The organism is Pseudomonas sp. FSO-7, from assembly GCF_059579345.1.
Map to the genome: position 1 here is coordinate 4,315,643 of NZ_CM184193.1, position 16,442 is coordinate 4,332,084.

Genomic DNA, 16,442 nt, shown 5'->3' on the forward strand with positions numbered 1-16,442 from the left:
CTTTTGCCTGGCGCAGTTGCACCGGGCCATTCACTGGATACCGAGGGCTTTACTGCATGTCGAAAGAAGACAGCTTCGAAATGGAAGGCACTGTCGTCGACACCCTGCCCAACACCATGTTTCGTGTGGAGTTGGAAAATGGGCACGTCGTAACCGCGCATATCTCCGGCAAGATGCGCAAGAACTACATTCGTATTCTTACCGGTGACAAAGTGCGCGTCGAGCTGACGCCCTATGACTTGAGCAAAGGGCGCATCACTTACCGCGCTCGCTAACAAGTCAATACAAGACGCCCGGCTGATGCCGGGCGTTTTTGTTTGTGGGAGCTAAGCTTGCTCGCGATAGCGAGCATCAGACAACATCGATGTCGACTGAACCGACGCCATCGCGAGCAAGCTCGGCTCCCACAGGGACTTGGCGGTGGAACGCCAATCTTGTGCCTTACCCAAACAAACTGTAGGAGCGAGCTTGCTCGCGATAGCGGTGGGTCAGCTTGCATCGATGCTGAGTGTGCCGCCGCCATCGCGAGCAAGCTCGCTCCCACAAGGGGACGATTGGCGTGAGTCTGGAACAGCAAAAAGGCGCCTTTCGGCGCCTTTTGCTTTATTGCAACTAACGGTCAGGCCATTTCGGCCGTGGTTTCGAAGTCGAAGGTCAGTTCGCCGTCCTTGATGTCGATGTGAACCACACCGCCATGTTCGGCCAGTTCGCCAAAGAGGATTTCCTCCGCCAGCGGACGCTTGATCTTGTCCTGGATCAGGCGAGCCATTGGTCGGGCCCCCATCGTCACATCGTAACCACCTTCGGCCAGCCAACTGCGAGCCGCATCGGTGACTTCCAGCAACACACGCTTGTCTTCGAGCTGTGCCTGAAGTTCGGTAAGGAACTTGTCCACCACGCTCTTGATGACTTCATGGCTGAGGCGACCGAACTGGATAATGGTGTCCAGGCGGTTGCGGAACTCAGGCGTGAAGCTCTTCTTGATCACTTCCATCGCATCGGACGAGTGGTCCTGATGGGTGAAACCGATCGAAGCGCGAGCCGCGGTTTCGGCACCGGCGTTCGTGGTCATGATGATGATCACGTTGCGGAAGTCCGCCTTGCGCCCGTTGTTATCGGTCAGCGTACCGTGGTCCATGACCTGCAGGAGCAGGTTGAAGACTTCCGGATGCGCCTTCTCGATTTCATCGAGCAGCAATACACAGTGCGGTTGCTTGGTGATGGCTTCGGTCAACAGGCCGCCCTGGTCGAAACCGACATAGCCCGGAGGCGCACCGATCAGACGCGATACGGTGTGTCGCTCCATGTACTCGGACATGTCGAAGCGCACCAGCTCGATGCCCATCGCCTTGGCCAACTGCCGTGCTGCCTCGGTCTTGCCGACACCGGTAGGACCTGCGAACAGGAACGAACCCACCGGCTTGTCCGGCGACTTGAGACCGGCGCGGGACAGCTTGATGGCGGTCGACAGCGAGTCGATGGCCGCATCCTGACCGAACACGGTCAGTTTCAGGTCACGCTCCAGGTTACGCAGCAGTTCCTTGTCGGAACTGGTGACGTGCTTGGGCGGAATCCGCGCGATTTTCGCCACGATATCCTCGACCTGAGGCACTTCGATACGCTTGACGCGCTTCTCCACGGGTTGCAGGCGCTGGTAGGCACCCGCTTCGTCGATGACGTCGATGGCCTTGTCCGGCATGTGCCGATCGTTGATGTAGCGCGAGGCCAGTTCAGCCGCCGCGCGCAGGGCTTCATCGCTGTATTCGATGTTGTGGTGCAGCTCGAATCGTCCTTTCAGGCCGCGCAGGATGCCAATGGTGTCTTCCACCGAAGGTTCCGACACATCGACCTTCTGGAAACGCCGAGCCAAGGCACGGTCTTTCTCGAAGATCCCGCGGAATTCCTGGAACGTGGTCGAGCCGATGCAACGGATATCACCCGAGGACAGCAGCGGCTTGAGCAGGTTCGACGCATCCATGACCCCGCCCGACGCCGCCCCGGCACCGATAATGGTGTGGATTTCGTCGATGAACAGGATCGCCTGCGGACGTTTTTTCAGTTCGCCGAGCAACGCCTTGAAGCGCTTCTCGAAATCACCGCGGTATTTGGTACCGGCCAGCAAGGCACCCAGGTCAAGGGAATACACCACGCTGTTGGCCAGCAGGTCCGGCACCTGGTTGTCGACGATGCGCTTGGCCAGGCCTTCGGCAATCGCGGTCTTGCCCACGCCTGCCTCGCCCACCAGCAATGGGTTGTTCTTGCGACGCCGGGCCAGGATCTGGGCAACGCGCTCGACTTCCGCCTCGCGCCCGACCAGCGGATCGATCCGGCCCTGGCGCGCCAGTTCGTTCAGGTTGCTGGCATAGGCATCCAAAGGGTTGCCTGAAGAAGAAGACTCACCGCCCTCGTCGTCCTGCATATCCTGTTCACCCTCGGAATGATCGCCATGCCCCGGCACCTTGGAGATGCCGTGAGCGATGTAGTTGACGACATCGATACGCGCAACGCTCTGCTGCTTGAGCAGGAACACCGCCTGGCTTTCCTGCTCGCTGAAGATGGCAACCAGCACGTTGGCGCCGGTGACTTCACGCTTGCCCGAGCTCTGTACGTGGAAGACAGCACGCTGCAGGACACGCTGGAAGCCCAGGGTTGGCTGGGTTTCACGATCCTCGTCATGCACGGGGATCAATGGCGTGGTGGAGTCGATGAACTCCTGCAGATCATGCTTGAGTTTATCGAGGTTCGCGCCGCAGGCACGCAAAACGGTGGCGGCAGCCTCGTTATCCAATAGGGCCAGCAGCAGGTGCTCGACGGTCATGAATTCATGACGCTTCGAACGAGCCTCCTTGAAGGCAAGATTGAGGGTGACTTCGAGCTCGCGGTTTAACATAGCTTCACCTCATACCCAAGTGGTCGGCGTTAACCGTCCTTCTCGATTTCACAGAGTAGCGGATGCTGGCTTTCCCGGGCGTACTGGTTGACCTGCATGGCCTTCGTCTCGGCGATGTCGCGGGTAAACACTCCACATACTGCCCGTCCCTCTGTATGGACGGCCAGCATGACCTTGGTCGCCAGCTCGCGATTCAGGTTAAAAAACACCTCGAGCACTTCGACGACGAAATCCATCGGTGTGTAGTCATCGTTGAACAAAACCACCTTGTACATCGGTGGCGCCTGTAACGTGGGCTTTGCTTCCTGAACAGCAATGCCCGCGGAATCGTCGTCGTGTAGATCCGGGCGATCCTGATTGAATGTTAGTCGAATCTGGCTGACTGCATGCATGGAAAGAAAGGTTCGTTTAGTTGGCGAATACAGTGATGGGGGCGCTTGTGGGCGATTTCAACCACGACCACCGGAGCCACCTTGACTATCGGGAAAACGGTGTTACAACCAATAGAGCCCATCGTGGGTTAAAAAGGTCCGTGGAATCTATCCTGATAACAAGATTAGCCTGCGGATGGACTGGATGATACTCCAGTGATGGAGTGCGTTGCAGAGGGAAATGGGTTATGTCGGTCGTCGAGATGAAGGGCAAGGTGAAATGGTTCAATAATGCCAAGGGCTTTGGTTTCGTTATTGTCGAGGGAGTGGACGAAGACCTTTTCGCCCATTATTCGACCATCCGGATGGATGGCTATAAGACCTTGAAAGCCGGACAGCCTGTGACCTGCGAGGTCGTCCAAGGCCCCAGGGGCCTGCACGCGATCAACATTCAGCCTGTCCTCGCCGAAGAGGCTCGCGCCCCTGTCAAGGTCAGAGTCACCGAGACCCATTGACCGGCAGTCGCCAACCCACCTGAATGAAAATGCCCGGCTCGATCACTCGAGCCGGGCATTCGCGCTGAGCGCCGATTCGCTTACATGTGCGAAATCAGGGCATCACCGAAGCCCGAGGACGAGACCAGCTTGGCGCCCTCCATCAGGCGTTCGAAGTCATAGGTCACGGTCTTGGCCGAAATCGCGCCATTGGTGCCCTTGATGATCAGGTCGGCCGCCTCGGTCCAACCCATGTGGCGCAGCATCATTTCCGCTGACAGGATCAATGAGCCCGGGTTGACCTGGTCCTTGCCGGCATACTTGGGCGCGGTGCCGTGGGTGGCTTCGAACATCGCCACGGTGTCGGACAGGTTGGCGCCCGGCGCGATACCAATACCGCCCACTTCCGCCGCCAGGGCGTCGGACAGGTAGTCACCGTTCAGGTTCAGGGTGGCGATCACGTCATATTCCGCCGGACGCAACAGGATCTGCTGCAACATCGCATCGGCGATGGCGTCCTTGACGATGACGTTCTTGCCGGTCCGCGGGTTCTTGAACTGCATCCACGGCCCGCCGTCGAGCAGGGTCGCGCCGAACTCTTCGGCCGCCACTTCGTAGGCCCATTCCTTGAAGGCACCTTCGGTGAACTTCATGATGTTGCCTTTATGCACGATGGTCAGCGAATCGCGATCATTGTCGACAACATATTGCAGGGCCTTGCGAGCCAGGCGCTTGGTGCCCTGCTTGGAAACCGGCTTGACGCCGATGCCGCAATCCTCGTCGAAACGGATCTTGGTCACGCCCATTTCTTCTTTCAGGAACTTGATGACCTTGGTGGCTTCGGCCGAACCGGCCTTCCACTCGATGCCCGCGTAGATGTCCTCGGAGTTCTCACGGAAGATCGTCATGTCCACGTCGCCAGGCTTCTTGACCGGGCTTGGCACGCCTTCGAACCAGCGCACCGGACGCAGGCAGACATACAGGTCGAGCTGCTGGCGCAGCGCTACGTTCAACGAACGGATACCGCCACCGACCGGCGTGGTCAGAGGGCCCTTGATGGACACCACGTAGTCCTTGACCGCGTCCAGGGTTTCCTGGGGCAGCCAGGTATCCTGGTCGTAGACCTGGGTCGCTTTCTCACCGGCATAGACTTCCATCCAGGAAATCTTGCGCTTGCCGCCATAGGCCTTCTGAACCGCAGCGTCCACAACCTTGATCATGACCGGACTGATATCGACGCCAATGCCGTCGCCTTCAATGAAGGGGATGATCGGGTTGTCGGGAACATTAAGAGAATGGTCTGCATTGACGGTGATTTTGTCACCGACGGCTGGAACCTGAATCTTTTGATACCCCATGCTGAACTCCATTGCTTGGATTGAACATCTGGCTGCGTCCGAGCGTACCCCAGTTGAATCGGCGCGCAAACCCTACGTTAGGCCCATCAGCGGCAAAGCCTTGCACTTCGCGGTGTACAACCCTGAAAGCCAAGGGAAAAGCGCCAAACATGAGCATAGTCCGCCTCAGGGGGACTGCGACGTTTAGACCAATGGACGTGTACGGAAGTCTATGAACCATCGGCAGATCGCCAGCTACCTATGTATAATGCCGCCGCTGACCACAGGGTCACGACGGCTGACGGCTCTATTACGAGACTTTCCGCCATTTTGAAAGCCGGACCGTTACCGCGGCCCGACCGCTTGACGCTCGACTGATGCACCCAACATCACCGCGAAGAAACCTCGACATTCGGCTCACGGATGACTTTGAACGAACGCGCTTACCCGGCGCCCCTCGAGTTTCTGCGCATGCTTTAGCAAAGAAGAGAGTTAATCCGAATATGCCCACCCGCTCGAAGATCATCTATACCTTCACCGACGAAGCGCCTGCCCTCGCCACCTATTCGCTGCTGCCGATCGTCGAAGCCTTTACCGCTTCGGCCGATATCGCCGTGGAAACCCGCGATATCTCCCTCGCGGGGCGCATCCTGGCCAGCTTCCCCGAGCAACTGGGTGACAAAGCCGTAGCCGACCACCTCGCCGAACTGGGCGACCTGGCCGTTACGCCTGAAGCCAACATCATCAAGCTGCCGAACATCAGCGCTTCGGTGCCGCAACTGCAGGCCGCGATCAAGGAATTGCAGGCCCAGGGCTACGCACTGCCGGACTACCCGGAAACCGTGACCAACGACGCCGAGAAAGACGCCCGCGCCCGCTACGACAAGGTCAAGGGCAGCGCCGTGAACCCGGTCCTGCGCGAAGGCAACTCCGACCGCCGCGCGCCGCTGTCGGTCAAGAACTACGCTCGCAAGCACCCGCACAAAATGGGCGCCTGGGCTGCGGACTCCAAGTCCCACGTAGCCCACATGAGCACCGGCGACTTCTACGGCAGCGAAAAAGCCGCCCTGATCGACGCCGCCGGCAGCGTGAAAATCGAGCTGATCGCCCAGGACGGCACCGCCACCGTCCTGAAGGAAAAAACCACCGTACAAGCCGGTGAGATCCTCGACTGCGCCGTGATGAGCAAAAACGCCCTGCGCGACTTCATCGCCGCTGAAATCGAAGACGCCAAGCAAAAAGGCGTGCTGCTGTCGGTTCACCTCAAGGCCACCATGATGAAGGTCTCCGACCCGATCATGTTCGGCCAGATCGTTGCCGAGTTCTATAAAGACGCCTTGGCCAAGCACGCTCAAGTGCTGGAGCAGATCGGCTTCAACCTGAACAACGGCATCGGCGACCTGTACGCCCGCATCAAGGCCCTGCCGGCCGAGCAGCAGGCGCAGATCGAAGCCGACATCCAGGCGGTCTACGCGGCGCGCCCATCCCTGGCGATGGTCAACTCCGACAAAGGCATCACCAACCTGCACGTGCCGAGCGACGTGATCGTCGACGCCTCGATGCCGGCCATGATTCGTGACTCCGGCAAGATGTGGGGCACCGATGGCCAGTTGCACGACACCAAGGCCGTGATCCCGGATCGCTGCTACGCCACCATCTACCAGGCGGTGATCGAAGACTGCAAGCAACACGGCGCCTTCGACCCAACCACCATGGGCAGCGTGCCGAACGTCGGCCTGATGGCCAAGAAAGCCGAAGAGTACGGTTCCCACGACAAGACCTTCCAGATCAAGGCCAACGGCGTGGTGCGTGTTTCGGACAACAACGGCCGCACCCTGCTGGAGCAGAACGTCGAGGCTGGCGATATCTTCCGCATGTGCCAGACCAAGGACGCGCCGATCCAGGACTGGGTCAAACTGGCCGTCAACCGTGCCCGCGCCAGCAGCACCCCGGCGATCTTCTGGCTGGACCCGATGCGCGCCCACGACGGCGTGGTGATCGAGAAAGTCCAGACCTACCTGAAGGACCATGACACCAGCGGCCTGGACATCCGCATCATGTCGCCTGTCGACGCGATGAAGTTCACCCTGGGCCGCACCCGCGAAGGCAAGGACACCATCTCGGTGACCGGCAACGTGCTGCGTGACTACCTGACCGACCTGTTCCCGATCATGGAGCTGGGCACCAGCGCCAAGATGCTGTCGATCGTGCCGCTGATGAACGGCGGTGGCCTGTTCGAAACCGGCGCCGGCGGTTCGGCACCCAAGCATGTTCAGCAACTGCTGGAAGAAAACTTCCTGCGCTGGGATTCCCTGGGCGAGTTCCTGGCCTTGGCCGCCTCCCTGGAACATCTGGGTGTGACCTACAACAACCCGAAAGCCCTGGTGCTGGCCAAGACCCTGGACCAGGCTACCGGCGAGTTCCTGGACCGCAACAAGTCGCCTTCGCGCAAGGTCGGCGGCATCGACAACCGCGGCAGCCACTTCTACCTGACCCTGTTCTGGGCCCAGGCACTGGCTGCCCAGGACGACGACGCAGCCCTCAAGGCCCAGTTCGCGACCCTGGCCAAGACATTGACCGACAACGAAGAAAAAATCGTTGCCGAACTCAATGCCGTGCAGGGCAAGCCCGTGGACATCGGCGGTTACTACTTCGCCAACCCGGAGTTGACCAGCAAGGCCATGCGCCCAAGCAACACCTTCAACGCGGCGATTGCTGCGCTGGTGTAAGGTTGTAAGGAAGCACCACGAACCCCGGCCTGGTGCCGGGGTTTGTGTTTCCGGACACACCATATTTCCCCTGACAACACAGTATTCCCCTGTGGGAGCGAGCTTGCTCGCGATAGCGATATAACATTCAACATTGATATTGACTGGCCCACCGCTATCGCGAGCAAGCTCGCTCCCACAGTGGCCCGCATTCCAATCTGAGAAATCGAGGAAACCCCATGGAGTGGAACCCCCACATCACCGTCGCCACCATCGTCGAAGACCACGGCCGCTTCCTGATGGTGGAAGAATCCAAAGGCGGACGAGCGGTGCTCAACCAGCCCGCCGGGCACCTGGACCCCAACGAAACCCTGATCGAAGCCGCCGTGCGCGAGACCCTGGAAGAAACCGGCTGGGACGTCGCGCCCACCGGTTTGGTGGGCATTTACCTGTACACCGCCCCCAGCAACGGCGTGACGTACCAGCGGGTTTGTTTCGCCGCCAAGGCCTTGAAACACCGCCCGGAGTATCAACTGGACGACGGCATCCTCGGCGCCAAATGGCTGAGCCGCGATGAACTGCTCGAACAGCGCGAGCACTGGCGCAGCGAGCTGATCATCCGCTGCATCGACGATTATCTGGACGGCCATTGCCATAGTCTGACGCTGATCCGTCCTTCTCTTTAGCCTTGCGCGTCAGGGCCTGATAGAATCGCGTCCTTTTTCAAGACACTCATTGAATTCCTATGCGTGATCCAGCCCCTTCTGACACCCCCAAGAAGCGCGTCATTGTCGGCATGTCCGGCGGCGTGGACTCTTCCGTTTCCGCCCTACTGCTGATCGAGCAGGGTTATGAGGTGGAAGGCCTGTTCATGAAGAACTGGGAAGAAGACGACGGAACCGAATACTGCACCGCCATGGATGACCTGGCGGATGCCCAGGCTGTGTGCGACAAGATCGGCATCAAGCTGCACACCGCCAACTTCGCCGCCGAGTACTGGGACAACGTGTTCGAGCACTTCCTGGCCGAATACAAGGCCGGTCGCACGCCGAACCCGGACATCCTCTGCAACCGCGAAATCAAGTTCAAGGCGTTCCTCGACTACGCCATGATGCTCGGCGCCGACCTGATCGCCACCGGCCACTACGTGCGTCGCCGCGACATCGACGGCCGCACCGAACTGCTCAAGGGCCTGGACCCGAACAAGGACCAGAGCTACTTCCTGCATGCCGTCGGCGGCGAGCAGATCGCCAAGACACTGTTCCCGGTCGGTGAGCTGGAAAAGCCCGAAGTGCGCGCGATCGCCGAAAAACACCAGCTCGCCACCGCCAAGAAGAAGGACTCCACCGGGATCTGCTTTATTGGCGAGCGCCGTTTCAGCGATTTCCTCAAGCAATACCTGCCAGCCCAGCCGGGCGAGATCAAGACCACCGAAGGTGAAGTCATCGGCCGTCACCATGGCCTGATGTACCACACCATCGGCCAGCGCCAGGGCCTGGGCATCGGCGGGCTGAAAGACGCCGGCGAAGAGCCATGGTACGTGCTGGTCAAGGACCTGGAGCACAACGAGTTGATCGTCGGCCAGGGCAACGACCATCCCTGGTTGTTTTCCCGCGCCCTGCTGGCCTCCGACATCTATTGGGTCAACCCGATCGACCTCAGCGAACCGCGCCGCCTGACGGCCAAGGTTCGCTATCGCCAGAGCGACCAGCCCTGCACCCTGGAAAAAACCGCCACGGGCTACCGTGCCACCTTCGATGACCCGCAGCGGGCGGTCACACCCGGCCAGTCCGTGGTGTTCTACGACGGCGACATCTGCCTGGGCGGTGGCGTGATCGAAGTCGCAGAGCCCTGGAGCAGCCAGGCATGACCCCCATCCAGGAACAACTGACGGCATTGGGCGGTGTGTTTCTCGCCGCCGTGCTGGTGGACCGGATCGCCAAGACCGGCCAGGCCACCGAAGCGGGCGTGGCCTGCATGCTCGGCAGCCTGCTGGTTCGCGACCCCAAGGACACCCTGGAAGTCTATGGCGGCGACGACCTGAACCTGCGCGAAGGCTATCGTGCATTGATCGGCGCCCTGGAGCGCGATCCCAGCGCCTTGCAACGCGAGCCGCTGCGCTATGCCCTGTCGATGCTGGGTCTTGAGCGCCAGTTGGCCAAGCGCGACGACCTGCTGGAGACCATCGGCAAACGCTTGCCGCAGATCCAGTCCCAGGTCGAGCACTTCGGCCCGGCTCACGAAAACGTCGTCGCGGCCTGCGGCTCGCTGTACCAGGACACCTTGAGCACCTTGCGCCAGCGCATCCAGGTGCATGGCGACATGCGCAACCTGCAGCAGCCAAGCAATGCCTCGAAGATCCGCGCCCTGCTGCTGGCCGGGATTCGCTCGGCACGGCTGTGGCGGCAGTTGGGTGGACATCGTTGGCAACTGGTGATCAGCCGACGCAAATTGCTGAAAGAGCTTTACCCGTTGATGCGCAACGAATAAGTCGCCTCAACCTGTTTTTTTTGTGGCGAGGGAGCTTGCTCCCGCTGGACTGCAACGCAGTCCTTTGAGTCCGGCTGATCCAGCGGACTGCCTGGACTCAGGGCCGCTTCGCGCCCCAGCGGGAGCAAGCTCCCTCGCCACAGGTAATGAACAGTTTTATCTTGTTACGCGTAATACGCCGGTCAGTTGGCGACGGACCGGCGCTGGTTTTCATGTATGATACGCGCCCCATTTCGTTGCCCGACTGTCCGAGAACACCCCATGCAGCTCTCTTCGCTCACTGCGGTTTCCCCTGTAGACGGCCGCTACGCCGGCAAAACCCAGGCCCTGCGCCCGATTTTCAGCGAGTACGGCCTCATCCGTGCCCGTGTCCTGGTTGAAGTCCGCTGGCTCCAGCGCCTGGCCGCCCACCCTGCCATCGGCGAAGTCCCGGCGTTTTCCGCCGAAGCCAACGCGGTGTTGAATGCCCTGGCCGAAAATTTTGTGCTGGAGCACGCCGAGCGCGTCAAAGAGATCGAGCGCACCACCAACCACGACGTCAAGGCCATCGAATACCTGCTCAAGGAGCAGGCGGCCAAGCTGCCGGAGCTGGCCAATGTCAGCGAGTTCATCCACTTTGCCTGCACCAGCGAGGACATCAACAACCTGTCCCACGCCCTGATGCTGCGCGAAGGCCGTGATGAAGTGATGCTGCCCCTGATGCGCCAGACCGCCCAGGCCATCCGCGAACTGGCGATCCGCTTCGCCGACGTGCCGATGCTGTCGCGCACCCACGGTCAACCGGCTTCGCCGACCACCCTGGGCAAGGAACTGGCCAACGTGGTCTACCGCCTGGAGCGCCAGATCGCCCAGGTGGCCGCCGTGCCGCTGTTGGGCAAGATCAACGGCGCCGTGGGCAACTACAACGCCCACCTGTCGGCCTACCCGGACATCGACTGGGAAGCCAACGCCCGCGCCTTCATCGAAGACGAGCTGGGCCTGAGCTTCAACCCGTACACCACCCAGATCGAACCGCACGACTACATTGCCGAGCTGTTCGATGCGATCGCCCGTTTCAACACCATCCTGATCGACTTCGACCGTGACATCTGGGGCTACATCTCCCTGGGTTACTTCAAGCAGCGCACCATCGCCGGCGAGATCGGTTCGTCGACCATGCCGCACAAGGTCAATCCGATCGACTTCGAAAACTCCGAAGGCAACCTGGGCATCGCCAACGCGCTGTTCCAGCACCTGGCGAGCAAACTGCCGATCTCCCGCTGGCAGCGCGACCTGACTGACTCCACCGTGCTGCGCAACCTGGGCGTGGGTTTTGCCCACAGCGTCATTGCCTACGAAGCCAGCCTCAAGGGCATCAGCAAGCTGGAACTGAACGAACAGAAAATCGCCGCCGACCTCGACGCCTGCTGGGAAGTCCTGGCCGAGCCGATCCAGACGGTGATGCGCCGCTACAACATCGAGAACCCATACGAAAAACTGAAAGAGCTGACCCGTGGCAAGGGCATCAGCCCTGAAGCGCTGCAGACTTTCATCGATGGCCTGGACATGCCTGCCGAGGCCAAGGCGGAGCTGAAGAAGCTCACGCCAGCCAGCTACATCGGCAACGCGGCGGCACAAGCCAAGCGCATCTGATCCACGGCTTTACCTTTGAGACGCCCGGCCGCGCCGGGCGTTTTTATTCGCGTCTGAAAAGTATATTTTTTCAATAGGTTACACATGAATCCTGATATTCCTCTGCAACTCCTGGGCGGCATCACGGCACGGGAGTTCCTGCGCGACTACTGGCAGAAAAAACCTCTGCTGATCCGTCAGGCGATCCCTGACTTCCAAAGCCCGATCGATGCCGATGAACTGGCCGGCCTGGCGCTGGAAGAAGAAGTCGAATCGCGCCTGGTGATCGAGCACGGCGAGCGCCCGTGGGAACTGCGTCGCGGACCGTTCGCCGAAGACGAATTCAGCAAGTTGCCGGAGCGCGAATGGACCCTGCTGGTGCAGGCGGTCGATCAGTTCGTCCCGGAAGTCAATGAACTGCTGGAGAACTTCCGTTTCCTGCCGAGCTGGCGCATCGATGATGTGATGATCAGCTTCGCCGCCCCGGGTGGCAGCGTGGGTCCGCATTTCGATAACTATGACGTGTTCCTGCTGCAGGGCCATGGCCAGCGCAACTGGAAAATCGGCCAGATGTGCGACTCCGAAAGCCCGCTGCTGCAGCACGCCGACCTGCGCATCCTCGCCGACTTCGAAGCCACCGACGAGTGGACCCTGGAACCGGGCGACATGCTCTACCTGCCGCCACGCCTGGCGCACTGCGGCGTGGCCGTGGATGACTGCATGACCTACTCGGTGGGCTTCCGCGCACCGAGCGCCGCCGAAGTGCTGACCCACTTCACCGATTTCCTGAGCCAGTTCCTGCCGGACGAAGAGCGCTACACCGACGCCGATGCGCGCCCCGTGAGCGACCCGCACCAGATCCAGCACGACGCCCTCGACCGCCTCAAGGGCTTGCTGGCCGAGCACATGAGCGACGAGCGCCTGCTGCTGACCTGGTTCGGCCAGTTCATGACCGAGCCGCGCTACCCGGAACTGGTGGTGGGCCCGGAACTGGAAGAAGACGACCTGCTGGCCAGCCTGGAACAAGGCGCCGTGATCATCCGCAACCCGAGCGCGCGCCTGGCCTGGTCGGAAGTCGATGATGACCTGCTGCTGTTCGCCAGCGGCCAGAGCCGGTACCTGCCGGGCAAGTTGCGCGAACTGCTGAAGATGATCTGCGCCGCCGACGCCCTGCACATCGAGAACCTTGGCCCGTGGTTGGCCGACGAAGACGGTCGCGGCCTGGTCTGCGAGCTGGTCAAGCAAGGCAGCCTGGGGTTCGCCGATGAATAAAATTCACGTTCGTGTCGCAGACTGGCAAAAGGATAACGCCGAGATCCGGCGCATTCGTGAGACCGTGTTCATCGCCGAGCAGTCCGTTCCGCCCGAGCTGGAATGGGATGCCGATGACCAGAGCGCAGTGCATTTCCTGGCGTTCGAAGGCGATTTTCCCATTGGCACCGCTCGTCTATTGACCGACGGCCACATCGGCCGAGTCTCGGTCCTCAAGGACTGGCGCGGCCTGAAGGTGGGCGATGCGCTGATGCATGCGGTGATCGCAGAAGCCGAGAAGCGTGGGCTCCAGCAGCAGATGCTCAGCGCCCAGGTGCATGCCACGCCGTTCTACGAGCGGTTGGGGTTTGCGGTGGTCAGCGAGGAGTTCCTGGAAGCCGGAATTCCTCATGTGGACATGGTTCGCCATTCGGCCTGACACCCTGTGGCGAGGGGATTTATCCCCGCTGGGCTGCGCAGCAGCCCTCAAATCAGTCACTGCGGTGTGTCAGGTTTAGGCAATTAGCTTGATTGGGGCTGCTTCGCAGCCCAACGGGGATAAATCTCCTCGCCACAAAAGCATCATCAGGCACCATAAAACGCCCCGCCATCCTCCGATGCCGGGGCGTTTTGCCGTCTACCATTCAACTTGCCCCACCCCAGGCCGACAAACTGGCAATATCAAGCCTTTGTCTCGCGGAGAAATGGACATGTCCTTACGCACCCTGCTGACCACCCTGCTGCTCGGCTGCAGCCTGTCGGTCATGGCGGACACGCAAATCGTGCCGCTGAACTACCGCACCAGCGCCGACCTGTTGCCGGTGGCACAGAATTTCATCGGCAAGGACGGCCAGGTCAGCGCCTACGGCAACCAACTGATCGTCAACGCCGAGCCGGGCAAGATCGAAGAACTCCGGCAATTCCTGGCCCAATTGGACACCGCGCCCAAGCGCCTGCTGATCACGGTCGACACCAACGAAAACAACCTGCAGGGCGACCAGGGTTATTCGATCAACGGCGTCGCGCCCAGCCAGACCCGCATCATCAACCGCAGCACCGCCAGCCGTGACGGCGGCGTGCAGCAGGTTCAGGCCAGCGAAGGCCAGCCGGCGCTGATCCAGGTAGGCCAGAGCGCGCCATTCACCAGCAGCCAGACCGACAACTATGGCCGCCTGCAAAGCCAGACCGAATACCGCAACGTCACCCAGGGTTTTTACGTGACCGCCAGCGTCACCGGCGACACCGTCCACCTGAATATCAGTACCAACCGTGACCGCATGAGCCAGGAACGTCCCGATGTAGTGAACGTTCAGAGTACCGACACAACGGTCAGCGGACGCCTGGGCGAATGGATCACCCTGGCCGGCGTGAATCGCCAGACTCAGGCCGACAAACAAGGCCTGACCCGCAGCTACTCGACCCAGGGCCGCGATGACATGATTTTGCGGGTCAAGGTCGACACCCTGAACTGAAGCACCAAAAACTGACTGATGAGTCGTATTAGACCAAAGATGTAGTGCTATAAAAAAAGCACTACAAAACGTTTGACGAGCCAAAAAACCGAAGGCATGATGGCCTCGCTCCCGCTAATCAGGGGCCCTGGCAAGGGCCTTCGGGTCGACGCTTGCAACTACCCTGCGAGCCGATTCGTGTCTGTACCGCCCACAAGGTGTGTTTGACGAGGTTGCGACTGGAACGAAGTTGTCCCGAGGGACGGAAGCGTAACTAGGTAACCCGGCATCACTCTGAGTTCGTATCAAGGCCCACGACGCCCGAATGCGCCCGCAGTTCGCCCCTACCTGCTCACTTTCCCCTCGAGCCCATCGTTCATCCCGTCGCCGCCCCGCCTGAACCGACTTGCACGCCAACCCCTGGTCGGCAGGAGCAGGAATTTTCCACCAAGACCTATGCGACGAGGTTTATCTCCATGGCACTGACACGCGAACAGCAAATTGCAGCCCTTGAAAAAGACTGGGCTGAAAACCCGCGCTGGAAAGGCGTGAAGCGCAATTATTCCGCTGCTGACGTCGTCCGTCTGCGTGGCTCGGTTCAACCTGAGCACACCTTTGCGAAAATGGGCGCCGAGAAGCTGTGGAACCTGGTCACCCAGGGCGCCAAGCCAGCCTTCCGTCCCGAGAAAGATTTCGTCAACTGCATGGGCGCCCTGACCGGCGGCCAGGCTGTGCAGCAAGTCAAGGCCGGCATCCAGGCGATCTACCTGTCGGGCTGGCAAGTGGCCGCGGACAACAACTCCGCCGAATCGATGTACCCCGACCAGTCGCTGTACCCGGTGGATTCGGTTCCAACCGTGGTCAAGCGCATCAACAACTCGTTCCGTCGCGCCGACCAGATCCAGTGGAAAGCCGGCAAGAACCCGGGCGACGAAGGCTACATCGACTACTTCGCGCCGATCGTGGCTGACGCCGAAGCCGGTTTCGGCGGCGTCCTGAACGCCTACGAGCTGATGAAGAGCATGATCGAGGCAGGCGCCGCTGGCGTTCACTTCGAAGACCAACTGGCTTCGGTGAAGAAATGCGGCCACATGGGCGGCAAGGTTCTGGTTCCAACCCAGGAAGCCGTGCAGAAACTGACCGCTGCTCGCCTGGCCGCTGACGTTGCCGGTGTACCGACCATCATCCTGGCCCGTACCGACGCCAATGCCGCTGACCTGCTGACCTCCGACTGCGACCCGTACGACCAGCCGTTCGTGACCGGTACCCGCACCCAGGAAGGCTTCTACAAGGTGCGCGCCGGTCTCGACCAGGCGATCGCCCGTGGCCTGGCCTACGCGCCTTACGCCGACCTGATCTGGTGCGAAACCGCCAAGCCGGACCTGGACGAAGCCCGTCGCTTTGCCGAAGCGATCAAGAAGGAATACCCGGACCAACTGCTGTCGTACAACTGCTCGCCTTCCTTCAACTGGAAGAAAAACCTGGACGACGCGACCATCGCCAAGTTCCAGCGCGAACTGTCCGCCATGGGCTACAAGCACCAGTTCATCACCCTGGCCGGCATTCACAACATGTGGCACAGCATGTTCAACCTGGCGCACGACTACGCCCGCAACGACATGACCGCCTACGTGAAACTGCAAGAGCAGGAGTTCGCCGACGCCGCCAAGGGCTACACCTTCGTGGCTCACCAGCAGGAAGTGGGCACCGGCTACTTCGACGACATGACCACCGTGATCCAGGGTGGCACTTCGTCGGTGACCGCACTGACCGGTTCCACCGAAGAAGAACAGTTCCACTGATCCTTGAGGTAAACGGCCCTTGCGGACCGAATAAAAG

14 protein-coding genes are annotated in these 16,442 nt (G+C 60.6%); 11 read left to right on the forward strand and 3 right to left on the reverse strand.

Translation table 11 applies throughout. The features are described from left to right. Positions 1 to 56 precede the first annotated feature (56 nt). Positions 57 to 275 carry a translation initiation factor IF-1 gene (gene infA, locus AC515T_RS18705; RefSeq protein WP_002553999.1) on the forward strand — a complete coding sequence of 73 codons (219 nt, stop codon included), beginning with the start codon at positions 57 to 59 and terminating at the stop codon, positions 273 to 275. 344 nt (positions 276 to 619) lie between these two features. Here infA and clpA read toward each other — a convergent pair whose 3' ends face one another. Together clpA and clpS are read right to left on the reverse strand one after the other, a co-directional pair. Next, the gene (gene clpA, locus AC515T_RS18710; RefSeq protein WP_003203340.1) at positions 620 to 2,890 is read right to left on the reverse strand and encodes an ATP-dependent Clp protease ATP-binding subunit ClpA; all 2,271 of its coding nucleotides are present in this window, start codon (positions 2,888 to 2,890) and stop codon (positions 620 to 622) included. 29 nt (positions 2,891 to 2,919) lie between these two features. Then, entirely contained in the window at positions 2,920 to 3,282 is a 363-nt protein-coding gene (gene clpS / locus AC515T_RS18715) for an ATP-dependent Clp protease adapter ClpS (RefSeq protein ID WP_186709774.1), read from the reverse strand. 227 nt (positions 3,283 to 3,509) lie between these two features. On the opposite strand from clpS, the gene cspD reads away from it, so the two are divergent. Further along, complete coding sequence (gene cspD, locus AC515T_RS18720) at positions 3,510 to 3,776, forward strand: cold shock domain-containing protein CspD (RefSeq protein WP_496529561.1); 267 nt, start codon at positions 3,510 to 3,512, stop codon at positions 3,774 to 3,776. Between the two features lie 80 nt (positions 3,777 to 3,856). Here the strand turns inward: cspD and icd are convergent, their stop codons facing one another. Beyond that, complete coding sequence (icd, locus tag AC515T_RS18725; protein ID WP_053123183.1) at positions 3,857 to 5,113, reverse strand: NADP-dependent isocitrate dehydrogenase; 1,257 nt, start codon at positions 5,111 to 5,113, stop codon at positions 3,857 to 3,859. A gap of 482 nt (positions 5,114 to 5,595) precedes the next feature. On the opposite strand from icd, the gene AC515T_RS18730 reads away from it, so the two are divergent. From AC515T_RS18730 to aceA, 9 genes are all read left to right on the forward strand, one after another. Continuing rightward, positions 5,596 to 7,821, forward strand: coding sequence for an NADP-dependent isocitrate dehydrogenase (locus tag AC515T_RS18730; protein WP_496529562.1), 2,226 nt, complete (start codon positions 5,596 to 5,598; stop codon positions 7,819 to 7,821). Positions 7,822 to 8,039: 218 nt separating this feature from the next. Continuing rightward, entirely contained in the window at positions 8,040 to 8,486 is a 447-nt protein-coding gene (locus AC515T_RS18735) for an NUDIX hydrolase (protein ID WP_496529563.1), read from the forward strand. Positions 8,487 to 8,545: 59 nt separating this feature from the next. Further along, a complete protein-coding gene (gene mnmA / locus AC515T_RS18740; protein WP_103308482.1) occupies positions 8,546 to 9,670 on the forward strand; it encodes a tRNA 2-thiouridine(34) synthase MnmA in 1,125 nt (374 codons plus the stop codon). Continuing rightward, a complete protein-coding gene (hflD, locus tag AC515T_RS18745) occupies positions 9,667 to 10,290 on the forward strand; it encodes a high frequency lysogenization protein HflD (RefSeq protein WP_496529564.1) in 624 nt (207 codons plus the stop codon). The genes mnmA and hflD overlap by 4 nt, the downstream gene beginning before the upstream one ends. A 261-nt stretch (positions 10,291 to 10,551) precedes the next feature. Beyond that, positions 10,552 to 11,922: an adenylosuccinate lyase gene (purB, locus tag AC515T_RS18750; RefSeq protein ID WP_053123194.1), complete on the forward strand. Its 1,371-nt coding sequence runs from the start codon at positions 10,552 to 10,554 to the stop codon at positions 11,920 to 11,922. Positions 11,923 to 12,006: 84 nt separating this feature from the next. Next, positions 12,007 to 13,173 (forward strand): ribosomal protein uL16 3-hydroxylase, encoded by a 1,167-nt coding sequence (locus tag AC515T_RS18755; protein ID WP_496529565.1) that lies wholly within the window; start codon positions 12,007 to 12,009, stop codon positions 13,171 to 13,173. After that, positions 13,166 to 13,591 (forward strand): GNAT family N-acetyltransferase, encoded by a 426-nt coding sequence (locus AC515T_RS18760; RefSeq protein ID WP_018609216.1) that lies wholly within the window; start codon positions 13,166 to 13,168, stop codon positions 13,589 to 13,591. The genes AC515T_RS18755 and AC515T_RS18760 overlap by 8 nt, the downstream gene beginning before the upstream one ends. A gap of 271 nt (positions 13,592 to 13,862) precedes the next feature. Continuing rightward, a complete protein-coding gene (locus tag AC515T_RS18765; RefSeq protein WP_496529566.1) occupies positions 13,863 to 14,624 on the forward strand; it encodes a secretin N-terminal domain-containing protein in 762 nt (253 codons plus the stop codon). Between the two features lie 455 nt (positions 14,625 to 15,079). Next, positions 15,080 to 16,405 (forward strand): isocitrate lyase, encoded by a 1,326-nt coding sequence (gene aceA, locus AC515T_RS18770; RefSeq protein ID WP_014337679.1) that lies wholly within the window; start codon positions 15,080 to 15,082, stop codon positions 16,403 to 16,405. The last annotated feature ends 37 nt before the right edge of the window (positions 16,406 to 16,442 follow it).